General features: G+C 62.1%; 18 protein-coding genes and 2 pseudogenes. 10 read left to right on the top strand and 10 right to left on the bottom strand.

All coding sequences use genetic code 11. The features are described 5' to 3' along the window. Positions 1 to 27: 27 nt before the first annotated feature. The 6 genes from hisB to hisIE all read left to right on the top strand — a co-directional run bounded on the left by hisB (position 28) and on the right by hisIE (position 4800). Positions 28 to 1131, top strand: coding sequence for a bifunctional histidinol-phosphatase/imidazoleglycerol-phosphate dehydratase HisB (gene hisB, locus GKZ68_RS07240; RefSeq protein WP_173112559.1), 1104 nt, complete (start codon positions 28 to 30; stop codon positions 1129 to 1131). 59 nt (positions 1132 to 1190) lie between these two features. Further along, positions 1191 to 1859 carry an imidazole glycerol phosphate synthase subunit HisH gene (gene hisH, locus GKZ68_RS07235; RefSeq protein ID WP_173112556.1) on the top strand — a complete coding sequence of 223 codons (669 nt, stop codon included), beginning with the start codon at positions 1191 to 1193 and terminating at the stop codon, positions 1857 to 1859. 62 nt (positions 1860 to 1921) lie between these two features. Continuing rightward, positions 1922 to 2656, top strand: a complete 735-nt coding sequence (locus GKZ68_RS07230) for a HisA/HisF-related TIM barrel protein (protein WP_173112553.1) — start codon at positions 1922 to 1924, stop codon at positions 2654 to 2656. Between the two features lie 151 nt (positions 2657 to 2807). Next, on the top strand, positions 2808 to 3599 hold the full coding sequence (gene hisF, locus GKZ68_RS07225; protein WP_173112550.1) for an imidazole glycerol phosphate synthase subunit HisF: 792 nt from the start codon (positions 2808 to 2810) through the stop codon (positions 3597 to 3599). Between the two features lie 81 nt (positions 3600 to 3680). Then, positions 3681 to 4085, top strand: coding sequence for a VOC family protein (locus GKZ68_RS07220; protein ID WP_173112547.1), 405 nt, complete (start codon positions 3681 to 3683; stop codon positions 4083 to 4085). Between the two features lie 43 nt (positions 4086 to 4128). Next, positions 4129 to 4800 carry a bifunctional phosphoribosyl-AMP cyclohydrolase/phosphoribosyl-ATP diphosphatase HisIE gene (gene hisIE / locus GKZ68_RS07215; protein WP_254244197.1) on the top strand — a complete coding sequence of 224 codons (672 nt, stop codon included), beginning with the start codon at positions 4129 to 4131 and terminating at the stop codon, positions 4798 to 4800. Positions 4801 to 4936: 136 nt separating this feature from the next. Here hisIE and GKZ68_RS07210 read toward each other — a convergent pair whose 3' ends face one another. After that, positions 4937 to 5974 (bottom strand): hypothetical protein, encoded by a 1038-nt coding sequence (locus GKZ68_RS07210; protein WP_173112541.1) that lies wholly within the window; start codon positions 5972 to 5974, stop codon positions 4937 to 4939. 264 nt (positions 5975 to 6238) lie between these two features. On the opposite strand from GKZ68_RS07210, the pseudogene GKZ68_RS21980 reads away from it, so the two are divergent. Beyond that, positions 6239 to 6384 (top strand): annotated as a pseudogene (locus tag GKZ68_RS21980) (IS3 family transposase); the annotation flags it as partial. 490 nt (positions 6385 to 6874) lie between these two features. Here GKZ68_RS21980 and GKZ68_RS21975 read toward each other — a convergent pair. The 5 genes and pseudogenes from GKZ68_RS21975 to GKZ68_RS07190 form a co-directional block, all read right to left on the bottom strand. Further along, a complete protein-coding gene (locus GKZ68_RS21975; RefSeq protein WP_254244196.1) occupies positions 6875 to 7087 on the bottom strand; it encodes a hypothetical protein in 213 nt (70 codons plus the stop codon). Positions 7088 to 7180: 93 nt separating this feature from the next. Next, positions 7181 to 7246: pseudogene (locus GKZ68_RS22630) on the bottom strand (hypothetical protein); the annotation flags it as partial. Between the two features lie 1025 nt (positions 7247 to 8271). After that, a complete protein-coding gene (gyrA, locus tag GKZ68_RS07200) occupies positions 8272 to 10902 on the bottom strand; it encodes a DNA gyrase subunit A (protein WP_173112535.1) in 2631 nt (876 codons plus the stop codon). Between the two features lie 262 nt (positions 10903 to 11164). Further along, positions 11165 to 11428 (bottom strand): hypothetical protein, encoded by a 264-nt coding sequence (locus GKZ68_RS07195; protein WP_173112532.1) that lies wholly within the window; start codon positions 11426 to 11428, stop codon positions 11165 to 11167. Continuing rightward, complete coding sequence (locus GKZ68_RS07190) at positions 11425 to 12108, bottom strand: HD domain-containing protein (RefSeq protein ID WP_173112529.1); 684 nt, start codon at positions 12106 to 12108, stop codon at positions 11425 to 11427. The genes GKZ68_RS07195 and GKZ68_RS07190 overlap by 4 nt, the downstream gene beginning before the upstream one ends. Before the next feature lie 102 nt (positions 12109 to 12210). Here GKZ68_RS07190 and GKZ68_RS07185 point away from each other — a divergent pair, with 102 nt between their 5' ends. The 3 genes from GKZ68_RS07185 (at position 12211) to GKZ68_RS07175 (ending at position 14439) form a co-directional block, all read left to right on the top strand. Continuing rightward, positions 12211 to 13206, top strand: a complete 996-nt coding sequence (locus tag GKZ68_RS07185) for an NAD(P)H-dependent glycerol-3-phosphate dehydrogenase (RefSeq protein ID WP_173112526.1) — start codon at positions 12211 to 12213, stop codon at positions 13204 to 13206. A 47-nt stretch (positions 13207 to 13253) separates the two neighbouring features. Continuing rightward, positions 13254 to 13640 (top strand): hypothetical protein, encoded by a 387-nt coding sequence (locus tag GKZ68_RS07180; protein ID WP_173112523.1) that lies wholly within the window; start codon positions 13254 to 13256, stop codon positions 13638 to 13640. Positions 13641 to 14010: 370 nt separating this feature from the next. Next, positions 14011 to 14439, top strand: coding sequence for an EamA family transporter (locus tag GKZ68_RS07175; RefSeq protein ID WP_254244194.1), 429 nt, complete (start codon positions 14011 to 14013; stop codon positions 14437 to 14439). Between the two features lie 32 nt (positions 14440 to 14471). Here GKZ68_RS07175 and GKZ68_RS07170 read toward each other — a convergent pair whose 3' ends face one another. From GKZ68_RS07170 to GKZ68_RS07155, 4 genes are read right to left on the bottom strand one after another with little or no spacing between them, the layout of a single operon-like run. Continuing rightward, entirely contained in the window at positions 14472 to 16277 is a 1806-nt protein-coding gene (locus tag GKZ68_RS07170; RefSeq protein WP_173112517.1) for a hypothetical protein, read from the bottom strand. A 48-nt stretch (positions 16278 to 16325) separates the two neighbouring features. Next, positions 16326 to 16823, bottom strand: a complete 498-nt coding sequence (locus tag GKZ68_RS07165) for a hypothetical protein (RefSeq protein ID WP_173112514.1) — start codon at positions 16821 to 16823, stop codon at positions 16326 to 16328. Beyond that, entirely contained in the window at positions 16754 to 18124 is a 1371-nt protein-coding gene (locus tag GKZ68_RS07160) for a hypothetical protein (protein ID WP_173112511.1), read from the bottom strand. Before GKZ68_RS07160 ends, GKZ68_RS07165 begins: the two co-directional genes overlap by 70 nt. A 25-nt stretch (positions 18125 to 18149) precedes the next feature. Next, complete coding sequence (locus GKZ68_RS07155; RefSeq protein WP_173112507.1) at positions 18150 to 18722, bottom strand: Maf family nucleotide pyrophosphatase; 573 nt, start codon at positions 18720 to 18722, stop codon at positions 18150 to 18152. Between the last annotated feature and the right edge of the window lie 29 nt (positions 18723 to 18751).

The following is an 18751-nucleotide window of genomic DNA, read 5'->3' as shown; positions in this document are numbered from 1 at the left end:
CGATTTCTTTGCTCGCTTTATTCTGACATGAAAAAAGTTCTCTTCATCGACCGCGACGGCACCATCCTCATCGAGCCGCCGACCGACTTCCAGATTGATGCCTGGCATAAATTCGACTTCGTGCCCGGCGCCATCACGGCCCTGGCCCAGCTAGCCCGCGACGGCGAGTACGAGCTCGTCCTGGTTACCAACCAGGACGGCCTGGGCACTGCTAGCTACCCCGAAGAAACCTTCTGGCCCTACCAGCAAAAGATGCTGGACATCCTGAAAGGGGAGGGGGTTGAGTTCGCCGAGATTCTCATCGACCGCAGCTTTGCCCACGACCCGGCCCCGACGCGCAAGCCGGGCACGGCGCTGCTCACCCGCTACCTCGACCCGGCCGCCGGCTACGACCTCAAGCACTCTTACGTGATTGGCGACCGCCGCACCGATGTGCAGCTGGCCGAGAACCTGGGCTGCCAGGCCATCCTGCTGCACGCCGAGGCCGACGAGCGCGCCGCGCTCAGCACCACCGACTGGGCTAGGGTGTACGAGCACCTGCGCCGCCCGCCGCGCAAGGCCCACGTGATGCGCAACACCAACGAGACGCGCATTGAGGTTATCCTTAACCTCGACGGCACCGGCCACACCGACTGCCAGACCGGGCTAGGCTTCTTCGACCACATGCTCGACCAGCTGGGCAAGCACAGCGGCTGCGACCTCTACGTGCGCACGCACGGCGATTTGCACATCGACGAGCACCACACCGTGGAAGATACGGCCATTGCCATCGGCGCGGCCTACCACGAAGCTCTCGGCGACAAGCGTGGCGTGAACCGCTACGGCTTCCTGCTGCCCATGGACGATGCGCTGGCCCAGGCCGCCATCGATTTCTCGGGCCGGCCCTGGCTGGTCTGGGCCGCCGACTTCCGGCGCGAGCGGGTGGGCGACGTGCCAACGGAGCTTTTTTACCATTTCTTTAAAAGCTTCTCCGACGCGGCCCGCTGCAACCTCAACATTAAGTGTGAGGGTGACAACGAGCACCATAAAATCGAGGCAATTTTTAAGGCCGTGGCCAAGTCCATTAAGCTGGCCCTGGTGCGCGACCCGGCCGGCCAGCACGTGATTCCCAGCACGAAAGGAATCTTGTAAGCTATATTTATCATTTGGGTAAACTTGAAAAAGTTGCCTGCTTAACCAAATGTTTGAGTATGAACATCGCCGTCATCGACTACCAGGGAGGCAACGTGCAATCGGTGCTTTTTGCCCTGGAGCGGCTGGGCATGAACGCCACGCTCACCTCGGACCCCGCCGTAATCCGGCGGGCCGACCGGGTGCTTTTTCCGGGTGAGGGCGAGGCCAGCTCGGCCATGCAGTCGCTGCGGGCTGCGGGCCTGGATAAGGTGCTGCCCACGCTTACGCAGCCGTTTCTGGGCATCTGCCTGGGCATGCAGCTGCTAGGCCGCCACAGTGCCGAAGGGCCGGCCGGCGGCACCGAGCTGCTGGGTATGCTGCCCTTCGACGTAGTGCGCTTCGCGCCGCCCGACGCGGCGCACAAAGTGCCCCACATGGGCTGGAATAACCTGCACGACCTGCAAACGCTACTTTTCGCGGGGCTGGGCAATCCGACCGCCCCGAACTTCGAGTCGGACTCGCACCACCTGCTCGCACCCACGGCGGCCGACTACGTGTACTTCGTACACAGCTACTACGCACCGGTGGGCGACTATACTATCGCCCAGGCCAGCTACCCGGCTAGCCAGCCTTTCAGCGCGGGCGTTCGCTACCGCAACTTCTACGGCGTGCAGTTTCACGTGGAAAAAAGCGGCCCGGTGGGCGAGCAGATTCTGAAGAATTTTCTGACGGCTAACCTCACCTAGTAGTAGTATTTAATACATGCTGTAAGCGTGGGTCGAAAGGCTGGCGCCAGTATATTTCTCAAATGGATATAATTCCTGCCATTGACCTTATCAACGGCGCGTGCGTGCGCCTGACCGGCGGCGACTTTGCCCGGCAGACTACCTACGCCGCCGACCCCCTGGCCCAGGCCCAGTACTTCGAGCAGCTCGGGGCTACGCGACTGCATTTAGTGGACCTCGACGGGGCCCGCGCCCGCGCGCCGCGCCAGCTGTCGGTGCTCGAGCGCCTGGCCCGGCACACCGGGCTGCACATTGACTTTGGCGGCGGTATCCAGACGACGGCGGCGGCCGAGGCGGCGTTTGCGGCCGGGGCGGCGCAGCTCACGGCCGGCAGTATCGCGGCCCGCGAGCCAGCGCTGGTGGGGAAGTGGCTAGCCCGCTTCGGGGCCGGGCGCATCATCATCGGGGCCGATTTTAAGGACGGCTACATTGCCGTGAGTGCCTGGACCGAGCAATCGGACCGCACGCTGACCGGCTTTATTGACGCTTACCTGGCGGCCGGGGCCACCACCTTTATCTGCACCGACGTGAGCCGTGACGGCCAGCTGCAGGGGCCCGCCACCGAAACCTACACCGCGCTGCGGCAGCAGTTTCCGGCGGCGCAGTTTGTGGCCAGCGGCGGCGTCACGACCGTGGCCGACGTGGCAGCGATGCGCGAGCTGGGCCTGGCGGGGGCCATCATTGGCAAGGCCATTTACGAAGGCACAATTACGGAGCCGCAGTTGCGGGCAGAGCTGGCCAGGGACTTGTTGAACTAACCGTTGTTCCGGCCGCCGGGGGGCTCCGCTGTCTGGCCGGGTACAGTACTACACGCGTGCGTGGTTTCTGCCGATAGTAATTATTGCCTGCATACGAATGAGGCTACGGCCTCTTTTGAAGAACTTTGACCTGATTTTTTCGCAGATACCTATGCTTACCAAACGCCTCATTGCCTGCCTCGACGTGCAGAACGGCCGCACCGTGAAGGGTACTAACTTTGTGAACCTGCGCGACGCCGGCGACCCGGTGGCCCTGGCCGCGCGCTACGCCCAGGAGGGCATCGACGAGCTGGTGCTGCTCGACATCACGGCCACCGTGGAGAAGCGCCGCACTCTCATCGCGTTGGTGCGCAACGTGGCCCGCGAGGTCAACATCCCTTTCACCGTGGGCGGCGGTATCGGGGCCGTGGCCGACGTGGAGGCGCTCTTGCTAAACGGAGCCGATAAAGTAAGTCTCAACTCCTCGGTGCTGCGCGAGCCCGGCCTGATTGATGAGCTGGCCCGGCGCTTCGGCTCGCAGGCCATCGTGGTGGCCGTGGATGCCCGCCAAGCCAACGAGGCCGCTGCTAGCCCTAGCCCCGCCGACGAAGTCTGGGAAGTCTTTACCCACGGCGGCCGCCACCCCGCCGGCCGCGAAGCCGTGGCCTGGTGCCGCGAAGCCGCTGCGCGCGGCGCGGGCGAAATCCTGCTGACGAGTATGAGCCACGACGGCACCCGCGACGGCTTCGCCCTGGGGCTAACCGGGGCGGTGGCGGCCGCCGTAGGGGTACCCGTTATTGCCTCGGGTGGGGCGGGGGCGGCGGCGCACTTCCGCGACGTGCTGCAGCCCGGCGGGGCCGAGGCGGCGCTAGCCGCCAGCGTCTTTCACTTCGGCGACATATCGGTGGCGGGTCTCAAAAACTACCTGCTGGCCGAAGGAGTGGCCATGCGCCCGGTAGGGTAGGCCGTAAATTTTTGCTGCCTGAAACGGGCGGGCCCTCCTGCTGTCTAGTATTTCTGTCTAGTGTCAATTTCTTTACTGGTTATGCATCAACAACTTGCCCACGTAGCCTTGGTGGTGCGCGAATACGACGAGGCGCTGGCCTTTTATACCCAGCGGCTTGGCTTCCGCGTCGTGGCCGATACGCCCCTGGGCGGCGGTAAGCGCTGGGTGCTGGTAGCCCCGCCCGGTGGGCAAGGGGGCAGCGCCCTGCTGCTGGCCCAGGCCGATGGCGCGGAGCAGCTAGCCAGGGTGGGCAACCAGACCGGCGGCCGGGTGTTCTTGTTTCTTACTACCGACGACTTCTGGCGCGATTACCACGCTATGCAGGTCGCCGGGGTGCGCTTCCGCGAAACGCCCCGCGAAGAAGCTTATGCGACAGTAGCCATATTTGAAGACCTCTACGGCAACCTCTGGGACCTGCTACAACCCAAGTCGCTGCCGGCTTAATTCTTTCGTTGCGGCCCGGCCGCTGTCCATTATGGATTCTCTTATGGAGCTAGACTTTCAAAAAATGCCCGACCAGCTTATCCCGGCCATCGTGCAGGATGCTGCCACCGGGCAAGTGCTCATGCTGGGTTATTTTAATGCCGAGGCCTGGCAGCGTACCCAGGCCGAAGGACGGGTTACGTTCTTTTCCCGCTCCAAACAGCGCCTCTGGACCAAGGGCGAAACCAGCGGCAATTACCTGCGGGTAGTAAGCTTACACGCCGATTGCGACCAGGACACTGTCTTGGTGCTGGCGCATCCCGACGGGCCGACCTGTCATCGGGGCACTACCAGCTGCTTTGAAACGGCCGCGCCGGCTGTTGCCGCGGAGCCCACCGCGCTGCCGACGCCTGCCATTGGCTTCTTGGCCGAGCTAGAACAGCTTATTGAGCGCCGCCAGCAGTACCCAGCTGAGGAGCCCGGCTCCTACACGGTGCGCCTGTTCGAAAAAGGCCTGGCCCGGATTGCTCAGAAAGTAGGGGAGGAGGCTATTGAAACCGTCATCGACGCTATGGCTGGCAATAAAGCGGGCGTGGCTGGTGAAGCGGCCGACCTGCTCTATCATTTGCTGGTGCTGCTGCGCGCTAGTGGCTCGTCGCTGGCTGAGGTTCTGGCCGTGCTACGGCAGCGTCACCAGGTAATTGGCAGCGGCCAGCGGCGGCCGCTACCCGACTAACCTAAGGGCTAGCCAGGCAGTTATTGGTCCTACTAGTTCCCCTAGTAGGACCTTTTTTTTGAACATCTCAACTTAACATAATTAATAGATAAATTTTAATTTGCTGAAAACAAAGCCTGTAGCTTAAATATGAATTCTATTGTTTAAGCCGCCTCTCAATCTTGTCGAGTAAAGCCCGGACTAAAGCCAGGTCTTCAGCATCAATTACCTCCAGCGCAGTATTAAGGCCAGGGCCGGCAACTTGGATACGAAAGATGAGGCCGGTTTCCGTGGGGATTTCGCTCGGTGTCACTATAGCGCTGGCAGCGCCGGTTGTTGCATTCACGTCGGTCGAGCGGTAAACAGGGGAGATGTATGACGACTCAGTAGGGCCGGAGTCACTGTTGCCGGTTGGTAAGGATACCGGGGCAGTTCCTAGGCCAAATAAGCTGGCAATGGCATCACTGGTGGCTTGTGGTGCCGTCCGGACCGGCGGTAGCAGCGTGGCTCTGGGTAGCGGCAGTGCTTCCGCCGGGGCAGGGGCTGTCACCCTGGCAACCGGGGTATTAGGTAGCACTTCTGCAGAAGCCAACTCGTTTTCCGGCTCGCTGGTTGTTTCCTCACTGTCGAAGGGAATAATGGGGGCTGGCGACTGGCGGAACACGTTGGGAGACGGGGATGGACTGGCGAGTTCCCGGCGCGGGGGCTGCTGGGCGGCCAGTTGGTCAATATCTGCTACGATGTTGTGCTCGTCGAGCAATCCAACCATGCGTGCGCCGTCTACAAAAGCTTTGGCGACACTCTGGGCGTTTATTTCCTCCACGTCAAACTCCCGAATTAAAAGTACATCGAGCATCGCAACGGGTAATTCGCGTGAGCGAAATTTCCGGCACAGCTGCGTGAATAGTGGAGGGGTCAGAAAAGCTTCTCGATGAAACAGTAATTCCTCCTGTTTGTCGTAGGCATGTTTAATGCGTCGGAAAAGCGTGGTAGTAGTAAGCATTTCCCGCTTACTAGTCAGCAGACCAAACTTTACGGCCGAACCAACAATGGCTTTAAATGACCCGCTTACTTTCCGGTTCAGTTTACGAGCGCAGGTTTCCAGGGCGCATTTTCCGCCTGTGTCGTCTACTACCTCGCTAACCTCCCAGGCACCGGTATAATTCGTGCGGGGATAGTCAATTAGTTTAGGCATTGTGGTAAAAAATAAGTAGTATTACAAGTTAGTCTAAAAGTAGGGAGGAATTAATAATATACCTAATAAGTATAAAAAAGTACAAAAAATAAGTTAAATTTTGTACTTTTTTATACTTAATGTTATTAACTATTGTACTTAATTTTTATGCTGCATACTTTTGTCCTGGTAATAGGGGGTAGTTTCAACTACTGTCTTGTAACAAGAGCAACCTACCTAAAAATATTTAATCCAGCTACTCAGCGATAGGAAGGAAACCAGCATCTCAAACAGTTGGTAGCCGACCTGAGCTTGGACAAGCAGATGCTACAGGACGTGCTCAAAAAAAAGTTCTAAGGCCCGTGCAGCGTCGTCACGCGGCCCAACACTTAATGGACGCTTATTACATCTCGGCTCGCCGCGCCTGCCGAGTAATTGGTTTGCAGCACGCGAGCTTTGCTTATAAAGCACGTGGGCGCGATGATACCATTTTAGCCAGCGCTTGTGCGAACTGGCGCAGGTGCGCGTACGCTATGGTACGTAGCCTAAATTTTCATTTTCCGTGTACTGGCAGAGTTGAACTATCCATAACAATTAATCCCGATACTCATGCAGCTTTTGTTGCTAATCAGTTAACCAGTCACTGATGCTATCCTACATGTAAAGCTATTGTCACTACGTAGCTACGTAGGTTAAAGCCAGCTGAAGTTACAATGAGCAGCACACGCTTCGACTTGTGGAACAATGTTCTTCTAGTTATTAATTGAGCTAAATCATTAAGCGATTTATTTGTCTTATAATTTATATTATGTTAAATTGCTAAGGCTAGCCACTCCTCTCCCTTATGACATCCACATTGAGATACAAAAAAAGCCCGGCCATATTGGCCGGGCTTTTAATTTCAGCAGCTATATCTAGCGCCTACTTTTTGAGTGCCTGCAAACGAGTCGCCATCTTTTCCGAATCGGCATTGCGGCCCAACCGGAAGTACACTTTTTGCAGTGCACTGATGGTGCTTGGGTCATTGGGCTGAATCTCCAACGCCTTCTCAAAATACGGTACTGAGGCTTCAAAATACTTTTTACCCTGCACCTCCAGCGGCTTACCTTTCAGCTGGTAGGTTTTCAAATCCATCTTGCTAGCCTTGGTATAAAGGTTAGCAGCCTGGTTGAAATTGTATATCCCCATGTTGAACTGCGAATCGAAATTATTCGGGTCCAGTTCAATGGCCTTCTTGTAGTCGGCCTGGGCCAAGTCATTTTTACTCTGTTTATCGTAGAGTGAGCCCCGCACTGCGTATAGGTTGGCGTTATTTGGGTCGGCCGCAATGGCTTTGCTGATTTTATCCAGCGCTCCGGCACTGTTCCCCCACTCATAGCCACGTTCAGGTCCTCAATAAGAAAGGTCTTGTTGTTAGGATATGCAGCCAGGGCCTGTTGCAAAACTTTCTGAGCCTCCGCATCATTTTTCTCCTGCCGGGCCATTTGCAACAATTGGGTATAGACTCCTACCGGCGCTGGCTTGGTTTTGTACGCATCCATTCCCAGCAGTTGATTGTAGGCTGACTTAGCGCCCGCGTAATCCTGCTTAGCCGAGTAGGCATAGGCTCCGTAGAGCACGGCCGTAGTATCCTGCGGATTCATTTGCGAGGCCAGCTTATAATTGGCAATGGCCTTGTCGTAATCCTTGTCGTTATAGCTCTTCACACCGGCGTTGAAGGCTAGCCCATAAAGATTCTGTAAGCGGGCGGGTACCTGCTTGCCGTACTCACCAGTCGGCCCGTCAAGCGCCAGAGCTTTTTGATAGGACTCAGCTGCTTTTTGCAATGCTTCGCCAGGCTGCATATTCGCCGTGTATTTAGCAAACAGCGCCTGAGTGCTGGGGTCTACCAGCTGGTAATAGATTTCGCCCCGCGTAAACCACGCTTTGGGTTTATCCTTGTCTTTGGTTTTGTCGCTGGCAACCGCCTGGTTAATGCTTTCCAGTGCCTTATCCAGCTGCCCGGCTTTCTGGCTCAGAATAGCATTGGTAATTGCCGAGCTTTGTGCCAGCGCAGGCGTAGCCAGGCCCACAGTGCCCATCAGGGCCGCCGTAGCGGCTAGCGTCAGAAGGGATTTTTTCATTGGGAGGGAAAAAAGAAAATGGTTGAGAGAACAAAACTACACCCGCCCGGCAAACAGGATGCCAGCCGCGGTTTGCGCAGGCCCGCCTAAGCGGCTTACTACTAAAGCCGGCTAAAATCCTACGCGCCCGGTCAGGCACTAGAAAGGGGCGACCCACCTGGGGGCCGCCCCTCACCTATTAAAACCAGCTGACGGCTACTCTTGCTCGTCGATTTCGTCGGCGTCGGCGTCGGCGTCGGCGTCGGCGTCGGCTTCTTCTTCGTCGAGGTCGGCTTCGTCAGCTACCGCCAGCTCCTCATCCACTGGTAGTGCGGCTTCACTGCCGAGCAGCGCGGCACCGGTCAGCGCATCCGTAGCCAGAGGCTCCAGCTCTTCAACTTCGGCGGCTGCCACCTTGGCCACCGAGGAGATTTCGTCGTTGGCCGCTACCTTAAACAAACGCACACCCTGCGTGGCCCGACCGATAGTGCGCAGCTCACTCATGCTCAGGCGAATAGTGAGCCCCGAACGGTTGATAATCATCAAGTCGTCGGCGTCGCTCACGGCCTGGATGCTCACCAGCTTGCCGGTTTTATCCGTTACCTGCATGGCTTTCACGCCCTTACCCCCGCGGTTAGTAATGCGGTATTCGTCGAGCGCCGAGCGCTTGCCATAGCCGTTATCACTCACTACGAGCAGTTCCTGGCTGGCATCAGCGATGCAAACCATGCCCACCACTTTGTCGTCGGCGTCGTCTTCGCTGAGCGTGATGCCGCGCACCCCGGCCGCCGTGCGGCCCATCTGGCGCACTTTTTCTTCGGGGAAGCGCACCGCCCGGCCCGAGCGCGAGGCCAGAATCACCTGCGAGTTGCCAGAAAGCAGCTGCACGTCGAGCAGGCGGTCGCCTTCGTTGATGGTGATGGCGTTGATACCCGCCGCCCGGGGGCGCGAATACGCCTCCAGCGGGGTCTTTTTCACCGTGCCTTTCTCGGTGCAGAACATGAGGAAGGTATTCTCCAAATAGTCGGCCGAGCGCAGGTTGCGCACGTTGAGCACTGAGCGCACGGCGTCTTCCTTAGGCTTGTCGATGAGGTTTTGCAGCGGCGTACCCTTGCTTGTTTTAGCGGTTTCGGGCACTTCGTAGGCCCGCAGCCAGAACATGCGGCCCTGCTCGGTAAAGATGAGCAGGTACTCGTGGGTGGTAGCCACGAACAGGTGCTCGGTAAAGTCGTCCTGCTTGGAGCCGGCGCCGCGGGCCCCCACTCCTCCCCGACCTTGCGTGCGGTACTCATCGAGGCTGGTGCGCTTGATATAGCCCTCGCGGCTCACGGTAATCACCATGGCCTCGTCGGCAATCATGTCCTCCATCGAGAAGTCGCCGCCCGCGTGGTTGATGCTCGTGCGGCGCGCGTCGCCGTAGCGGTCGCGCATGTCGAGCAACTCCGTCTTAATAAGCGCCCGCTGCTCGGCTTCCGAAGCCAGAATGGTGTTCAGGCGGTCGATGAGACGCATCAGGTCCTCGTACTCGGCCACGAGCTTATCGCGCTCCAGGCCGGTAAGGCGCTGCAAGCGCATATCCAGAATGGCGCGGGCCTGCACCTCGCTCAGGGCGAAGCGCTCGATGAGGCCTAGCCGGGCCACCTCGGGGTCGCGCGACTCGCGGATGAGCTTAATCACCTCGTCCAGGTGGTCGAGCGCGATAAGGAGGCCCTCCAAGATGTGGGCCCGCTTCTGGGCCTCGGCCAGCTCGAAGCGCGTGCGGCGCACGATAACTTCCTCGCGATGCTCAACGAAGTACTTGATGAGGTCGCGCAGACCCAGCGTCATCGGGCGGCCTTTGACCAGGGCCACGTTGTTGACGCCGAACGACGACTGCAACTGGGTGTACTTAAACAGGTTGTTGAGCACCACCGTGTTCAGGGCGTCGCGCTTGAGCTCGTACACGATGCGCATACCGTCGCGGTCGCTTTCGTCGCGCAGGGCGGCGATGCCCTCGATTTTCTTATCGTTGATGAGCGCGGCGGTCTTCTCAATCATCGAGGCCTTGTTCACCTGGTAGGGAATCTCGGTCACGATAATCTGCTCCTTGCCGCTGGGCAGGGTTTCGAAGTGGTGCTTAGCCCGCATCACGATGCGGCCCCGGCCGGTTTCGAAGGCCTGCTTCACGCCCTCGGAGCCGTAGATGATGCCGCCGGTGGGAAAGTCGGGCGCCGTAATGTGCTCCATGAGCTCGGTCACCGTGATGTCCTCGTTGTCGAGGTAAGCCACGATGCCGTTCACCACTTCGGTCAGGTTGTGCGGGGCCATGTTGGTGGCCATGCCCACGGCAATGCCGCTGGTGCCGTTTACGAGCAGGTTTGGAAACTTGGCGGGCAGCACGCTGGGCTCTTCGAGCGAGTCGTCGAAGTTGGGCTGGAAGTCTACCGTATCCTTGTCGAGGTCCCCGAGCAGCTCGTCCGACAGGCGCTTGAGGCGGGCCTCGGTGTAGCGCATGGCGGCCGGCGAGTCGCCGTCAATCGAGCCAAAGTTGCCCTGGCCATCGACCAGCGGGTAGCGCAGGCTCCAGTCCTGGGCCATGCGCACCATCGTGTCGTAGACCGAGCTGTCGCCGTGCGGGTGGTACTTACCCAGCACCTCGCCCACGATACGGGCCGACTTCTTGTGGCTTTTGGTGTAGCTCACCCCCAGCTCGCTCATGCCGTAGAGCACGCGCCGGTGCACGGGCTTGAGGCCGTCGCGCACGTCGGGCAGGGCCCGCGAGATGATAACCGACATCGAGTAGTCGATGTAAGCCCCGCGCATCTCGTCTTCGATATTTATCGAAATAATTTTTTCGCCTTCGGCCATTCTATTTGTGGCTGTTAGCTGACCGCGGCTCGCGGTCGGCTGTTTGTTCAAGAAAAAGTAGCGGCTCGCCTACGTATTGGCTGGAGGCCACGCCCGGCTAGGTGCCTGCTAGTATGCGTGCGCAATTTACGCCAAAAAAGCCGCTTTTCCTAACGTTTGCGCCACTTTGCGCGCTTGCTCGTCTACCCCACGACGTTGGGGGCTGCTGCTACCCTAGCCCCGTTAAAAAGCTGAATCAACCAAAAAGCGCCTAGCGCCCAGCTTATTTAAGGCTCTTGCTGTGGTCGCTCTTTTTGCGCTTGCTGTCGCCGTCGTGCTGGTTCTTGTATTTCTCGCCCACGGCCGGGTACTGCATCTTCCAGATGGGCCGGGCGCGGTACTTTACCCCGTTGTGGTAGTGGGCTTTGCGGGCGTGGCAGGCGTCGATGGGGCACGTGCGGCAGCTGGCTAGCCCCAGGCCCGCCAGCAGCGTCAGCAAGAAGAAAACCCGGCGCCGGCCGGCGGTAAGGAACGTACCCATCATCATGCCGTAAAAGTAACGCCCGGTAGCTGGGCTGCATCTTCGCTAGCCCACTCCCGCAGAAACTGGGCCACAAACTCTTCCATGAAGTGGTGGCGCTGCTGGGCTAGCCGGCGGGCGGCGGGCGTGTGCAGGCGGTCTTTGAGGTGCAGCAGCTTCTCGTAGAAGTGGTTGATGGTGGGCGCCGTGCTTTGCTTGTACTGCGCAAAGTCGGCGTGCGACACGGGCGGCGTGGCCGGGTCGTGCATGGGCCGGCCCTTGTGCTCGCCGTAGGCAAACGCCCGGGCCACGCCAATGGCCCCGATGGCGTCGAGCCGGTCGGCATCCTGCACCACGGCCGCCTCGGGGCTGCTGACGGGCGTTTCAACCCCTAGCCCTTTAAAGCTGACTTCGCGAATAACCTGCTCCACGCGGGCAATGGTGGCCTCGGGCACGTGCTGACCGGCCAGCCAGGCGCGGGCGGCGCGGGGGCCGGCCTCGTAGTCGCCGCCGTGAAACTTCCAGTCGGCAATATCGTGCAGCAGGGCGGCCAGCTCGGCTACTTCCAGGTCGGTGCCGGGCGTTTGGGCGGCCAGTGCCCGCGCCACCTGCCACACCCGCCGGATGTGCGCCCAGTCGTGGCCCGAGCCTTCTTCTTTGAACTTCTCCTCAACAAACGCGGCCGTGGCGGCAATAATGGAACGCATGACAAAAGTAGATTTTCGGCAAAGATGCGGCCGTTGGCGCTAGTTTGCGGGCTGAATTCCCCTCCCGACTCCCCACGGGCCGGCTCGCCCCGCCCCTGCTCTATGGAAAAAATTGCCATGATTGGCGGCGGCTCCTGGGCCACCGCGCTGACCAAAATCCTCTCCGAAAACGGCGCCCGCGTCGACTGGTGGCTACGCTCGAAGGACGACGTGCAGCACCTGCTGCGCACCGGCCACAACCCGCGCTACCTCTCCGCGGTGCTCTTCGACCGCAACCTGGTCTTCCCCACTACCGACCTCTCGGACGCCGTGCTCGAAGCCGACTGGCTGGTGCTGGCCGTGCCGGCGGCCTTCGTGCAGCCGGTGCTCGACAAGCTGGGCCGCGATGCGCTGCGCCACAAAATCGGGGTGGTGTCGGCCATCAAGGGCATGATTCCGGGCAAGAATGTGCTCGTCACCGACTACGTGCAGGAGCGCTTCCGGCTGCCCGCCGCCCAGCTAGGGGTCATTGCCGGGCCCTGCCACGCCGAAGAGGTGGCCCTCGAAAAGCAGAGCTACCTCACCATCGGCTCGCCCGACGTGGGCGGGCTCGGGCTAGCCTTTTGCCAGCTGCTGCGCAACCGCTACGTAAGCGCCCATCCGGCCGCCGACCTCGACGGCATCGAGTACTGCGCCGTGATGAAAAACATCATTGCCCTCACCGGCGGCATTGCCCACGGCCTGGGCTACGGCGACAACTTCCTGGCCGTGCTGGTGAGCAACGCGGTGCAGGAAATCCGGCGCTTTCTGCAGGCCATCTCGCCCCAGCCCCGCGACCTCTCGGCCTCGGCCTACCTCGGCGACTTGCTGGTGACGGCCTACTCGCAGTTCTCGCGCAACCGCACCTTTGGCAGCATGGTGGGCCGGGGCTATTCGGTTAAGTCAGCGCAGCTCGAAATGAACATGATTGCCGAAGGCTATTACGCTGTCAAGAGCATTCATGAGCTCAACCGCCAGCTCAAGGTGAATATGCCTATCACTACGGCCGCGTATAACATTTTGTATGAGCGTATTGCGCCGGCCGTGGAACTGGAGATTTTGAAGGAGAAGCTACGATGAAGCGAAATTTATTTCTTCGTATTGCAGCAACTAATTTAATAAGTTGCTTGCGTATTTTGGCCGGCGCAAGTGCGTTAGGAACGATTTGCAGCTGGTTTGGCATCGGTGGATTAAACTGTACGGAGGGCTTTATGAGCTGCTTGTTCAGTTCCCTCTTTGCACCACTCCTATTTCTTCTCTCGTTTGGCTTACTTTTTTGGCTAGGGTTTTTAGTTCTAACATTACTTGCTGACTTTATTCTCTTTAACCTCGCGCTTGAATCTAGTCTCGTCATCATCCTGGAAACGCTGCTTATCGGCGGGCTTTTTGTATTCTGGGGCTTTTACTACGATTACCCGCTTTGGTTCTTCCTAGTGGGAATTTATGTTGCTTCCCAGTGGCTGCGCTGGAAAACCATTCTACATTTACTCGAGCAAGATAAAACGCAAGCCTAAATCTTCTCTTGAGAGCCCCGAAACCAACTTGCTTTCCAACCTGTTATATTTGCAGCAGTTATAAAAAAATAAGGGGCCGGGCACCCGGCCCAACCCCTTACCCAACTACCGGAGAATGTAGGTGAGCAGCGCCACCGCCACGGCTTTGGCTAGCCCACTTGCAAACCCCACCAGCACAGCTTTACCCACTGCCTGTAGTAGTTTTGTCGCGTTGTCCCGTTTCATTGGAGTGAAGTGAAGGGTTCCGCATAAACCCCCGCTTCTGAAACCCCGACTGTTAGCGCAGCCGGGGTTTCCCTTTTTCAAGGGCTACCGTAGGCCGGGGACATACCCAACGCGCGTGCGGCAAAGATAGCCGCGTATGAATTTTATGACTAACTGGCTCCCGCTCGCCCTGCTCACGGCCCTGTGCCTGGCGGGCTACAACTTCTTTATCAAGCTGGCCGCCGCGCACCTGCCGCCGGCCGTGGGCGCGGTGGTGCTGCAGCTGGTGGCCGCCGGGCTGGGCGCCGCGTGGCTGCTGCGCCTCCAGTTGCTGGGGCAGCCGCTGGCCGTGTCGGGCCGGGGCCTGGGGCTGGCGGCGCTGGCCGGGCTGAGCGTGGGGCTAGCCGAGATTCTGACGTTCGTGGTGTTTAAGCGCGGGGTGCCGGCCTCGGTGGGCACGCCCGTGATTGTGGGCGGCTCGGTGCTGCTGGCGGCTTTGCTAGGGCTGGTGGTGCTGCGCGAAAGCCTTACGCTGGCGCAGGCCGGCGGGCTGGGGCTGATTGTAGCGGGCATCGCACTGCTGGCCCGGGGCTAGCGACGGCCCACGCCAGCCGAAACCCGCTAGCCTCAATCCCGAATGAGGGGCTGCGCGGGCGACACGGGCACGATAAGTACCGGCGCGCTGCGGTAGCGGGCGGGGCGCCGGTCGGCGGCCGGGTACTCGCCCGGTTTTAACACCTCTACCTCGCCCGTCGGGGCCGGGCCGGCACCGGGCGCATCGTAGGGCACTACCAACGGCAGCGGGCGCTGGCCGGCGCTCAAGGCGTAGTGATGCCAGTAAAGCGCGTAGGCGCGCGGCTCGACCCAGATGCGAGGCAGCGCCTGGCTTTGCAGCCAGCCGTAGGCCGCGTGCAGCTGCTGCTGCTGCTGGGCAAGCTGCCCGATGATGGCCTGCTCGCGGTGCAGCCGGTAGCCCCCGTAGGCGCCCAGCACCGCCAGCAGGGCTAGCGGCTGCCACCGCCCCCCTGGCCCGCTGCCCGCCCGGCTAGCCCTAAACCGCACCCAAGCGGCTTGCAGCAGGATGGCAAGCAGCACGAAAAACGCCAACAGTACCACCAGCAGCGTGCGCGCCGGCGGATACACCCGCTGCCCCAGCACCAGCGGCAGCCACAGGCCTAGCTGTAGCCACAGCAGCCAGCCCAGCCGGCGCGGAGGCTCCGGTAGCCGGCCCGCGCGCAGCGCCACCGGGGCTAGCCCCAGCACCAGGCAATAGGCAGCGGCACTCAGCCCGCGCTGGCCCAGCAGCTCGGTCGCGGTGCCCAGCAGCCAGGGAGCAATGCCCTGGCGGAACTCCGGCCAGGCATGGCGCGCCACGTAGGGATTGGCCAGCAGCGCCGGCCAGCCCGACACTGCCCCTACCGGCGCGTAGAGTACGCCAGCCACCGCCATGATACCCAGCGTAGCCACCACCAGGTGCCCCAGCTGCACCCGCCCGGCCCGGCCCGGCAGCCGGCCAAACCCTACCAGCAACCCCAGCCCCAGCCCCAGCAGCACGTAGAGATGCGTGGGCACGGCGTACAGCCCCCCTACTGCGCTCGCGCTAAACACGGCCCAGGCCAGCTGCCGCGTAGTGCGCCGCCGCCAGGCCGGCCGCAGCAGCTCGGCCGTGGCGAAAAGCCCGGCCAGCGCCGCCGCCAGCGCCCAGGCGTAGCCGCGGCCGGCCACGGCGTAGTACACCCCCAGCGGCGAGAGCCAATACAGCCCCAGCCCCAGCGTGGCCACCCCAAAGCGCAGGTAGCGCAGCGCCAGCGCATACACCAGCGGCAGCGTGAGCACCCCGAGCAGCGTCGGCAGCAGCCGCAGGGCTAGCCTCGGCGAAGCACCCGGCAGCAGCGCGTGCACCAGCCCCACGAGCAGATTGGCCAGGATGTGGTTGTTGGGAAACGCGTAATAGCTGGCCGTGACGGCCGCCCCCGGCACCACAAAGTAGTCGTAAGATGCTATCTCGTCGAGGCTCAGCGGGTAGCCGCCGGCGTAGTAGAGGCGGGCTACCAGCACTCCGCCGAGCAGCCCACCCGCCAGCGCCCGCTCGGCCCGGCCGAGCTGCCGCACCGGCCGCCACAGCGCGGCCCACCAACGGCGGGCTAGCAGCCACGGGTGGCCGGCCGCCGCGCGCGCGCGCGGCCTCCCCAGCCACCAGAGCCCACCCAGCGCCAGCAGCAGGGCTGCGCCCAGGCCCAGGCGCAGCCCCTGGTAGCGCAGTGGCGTAAGAGCGGCGGGCACCAGGTCGCGGCGCAGGGCAAAGAATATTCCGTACTGCGGGTGCATCACCGACGCGGCCAGGCTGGCATAGCCGCGCACCCCAAGCAGCAGGGCTAGCCCGCCCGCGGCCACGAGCAGCAGCAGAAATTGAAACCGAAGAAGAAAACGCATGTGCTGAATTAGAATCAGCCGGCAGCCCGGCCCACTACCCCGCCCGATTTACCGACCTGCGGGACCAGGAACTACGAAAATATCGAATGCCCCATGAAACGCCGGGGGCCCGGGCGGCGCGCCGGGCACGGGCCGGCCACCGGCCGGGCGCACCAGGTAGCGGTAGCGCACGCCGGGGCGCGGCTGGTCATCGATAACCCAGGGCTGGTCCCGAAACTCGGTGTGGGCAAAAAATCGTAAATAATACTGGTACACGAGCACGGGAGCCAACACCGGCCCCACGGGCTGGGTCGCCAGCCAGGCCATCGGCTGCCGATAGGTTTGCCAGGCGCGCACCTGCTCGGCGTTGTGGCGCTCCAGCAGGTACACCTGGCTGGCGGTAAAAGCCAGCCCTCCGGCCGCCAGCAGCCCGCGCAGCACCGGCGCCCACCCGGCCCGCTGCGCGTGGCGCAGCGCCCAGTCGGCCAGCAGCACCACTAGCAGGCACCACAGCAGTGATTTATAAAAAAGCGTGCGCTCGGGCGCGGCCACCCGCTGCGCCACCACCAGCAGGTAGGGCGCGGCAATAAACCACGCGCTCGGCGGCCCCAGCCGCAGCACCGGCCGGGCCTGCGCCGGGGGCAGCTGCCCGGCCCGCGCCCGCCGCCACAAGGCCCCCCGCCGCCCAGCGCGGCCAGCAGCGGCAGCCCCCCCAGCCAGCGGTGCCCGCTGAGCCAGCCCTCACTCAGCCACAGATACCCCGGCAGCTGGCGCCAGAACTCGCCCACGGCCAGCGGCAGTACGTACGAATTATAAAAAAAGGGCTGGGGGCCGGAAATCAGCAGCAGCGGCGCGTAAAGCAGCCCGGCGCCCAGCAGCGTCAGTCCGCCCAGGCCCAGCACCGGGAGCAGCCCCTCCCACGCCCCCCGGCGGCGTAGCGCCGCCAGCCCCAGCCAGCTGTAGGCCGAAAACAAAAAATAGCCGTGCGTGGGCACCACGTACAGCCCGAGCACCCCGCTCAGCACCAAGCCGGCCCAGGCGGCGCGCGCGCGCCGGGGCCCGGCGCTAGCCGGCCTCGTGAGCTCCAGCACGGCAAAAAAGCCAACGGCCCCCAGCCCCACCAGCAGCCAGTAGCCGCGCCCGGTCACGGCGTGGTACAGGCTCAGCTGCAACACGCTGAACAAGCTCACCGCCAGCGCCGCCACCCGGAAGCTGCTGCGCCGCAGCACCAGCAAAAACCACAGCCCCGTGGCCCCGGTGCTCGTCAGTACTACCGGCAGGCGCATGCTCCACCAAAACCCGGGGTTGAGCTGGTAAAACAGCCAGTTGAGGGTATTGCTGCCCACGTGGTTGTTGGGAAAGGGATACGCCGCGCTCACGACCAGCAGGCGCGCCCGCACAAATACTTCATACGACACGCCATCATCGGCGGGCACCAGCCCCGTGCTGCAGTACAGCCGCAGGGCCGTGAGGGCCAGCAGCAGCCCGCCCGCCCAGCGCTGCTGCCCCGGAGGCAGCGCGCGCCAGCCCGCTGCCAGCCCCCGGCCGCTGCTGGCCACTTCCCGCCCGAGCCGGCGCAGCTGCGCCCGGCCGGCCGGCTCCCGGCTCAGAATACCGGCCAGCCCCAGCGCCGCCAGGGCTAGCCCCGCCAGCCCCCGCCGCAGCCCGGTAAATTCGGCCGCCGTGTAGGCGCGCGGCTCCCAGGGGTAAAAATCGCGCAGGGCCGCCGCCTCGGGCCAGCTGGCCGAGTACAGCACCAGCGCCGCGCAGGCCGCGCAGCCGCCCACCACGCCCAGCCCCAGCAGCGCGTAAAATAACAGGGGCAGGCGTTCGGCCGCCGGCCGGCCAGGCTGTAGTTGATTCTGCATGCAGACGTAACCGGTTAAGTTTGGGCTACCCCTGCCCTAGCGCCCGCAGCGCGGCCCACACGCGGTGGGTGGGCAGGCCCATCACGTTAAAATAAGAGCCTTCGAGCCGGTCGATGCCGACCAGGCCCAGCCAGTCCTGGGCCCCGTAGGCCCCGGCCTTGTCCAGGGGCTGGTAGCGGGCCACGTAAAAGGCAATGTCCTCGGCACTCAGCGGGCGGAAGTGCACGGTGGTTTCGTCGGCAAAGACGACCGGCGCGCGGCCATCACCGGGCAGCAGGCACACACCGGTATACACCTGGTGGGCGCGGCCCTGCAGGCGCCCGAGCATGGCGCGGGCTTCGGCGGCATCGGCGGGCTTATTGAGCACGTCGTCGTCGAGGCACACGATGGTATCGGCCGTGAGCAGCAACTCCCCGGCCGCCAGGTCGGCGCGGTAGGCCTCGGCCTTGTGGCGGGCCAGGTATTCGGCCACTGCGGCGCGGCGCAGCGTGGGCGGGAAGCTTTCGTCTACCTCGCGCAGCCGGATGTCGTAGGCTAGCCCCATCTCCGTGAGCAGCTGGCGCCGGCGCGGCGAGCCGGAAGCAAGAATAAGTTTCATTCGGAAGGCAGTTATGAGGAAAAGCAGCA

The sequence above is a fragment of the Hymenobacter sp. BRD128 genome, assembly GCF_013256625.1.
Taxonomy (GTDB): Bacteria; Bacteroidota; Bacteroidia; order Cytophagales; family Hymenobacteraceae; genus Hymenobacter.
This window is presented reverse-complemented; position numbering and strand designations above follow the sequence as displayed.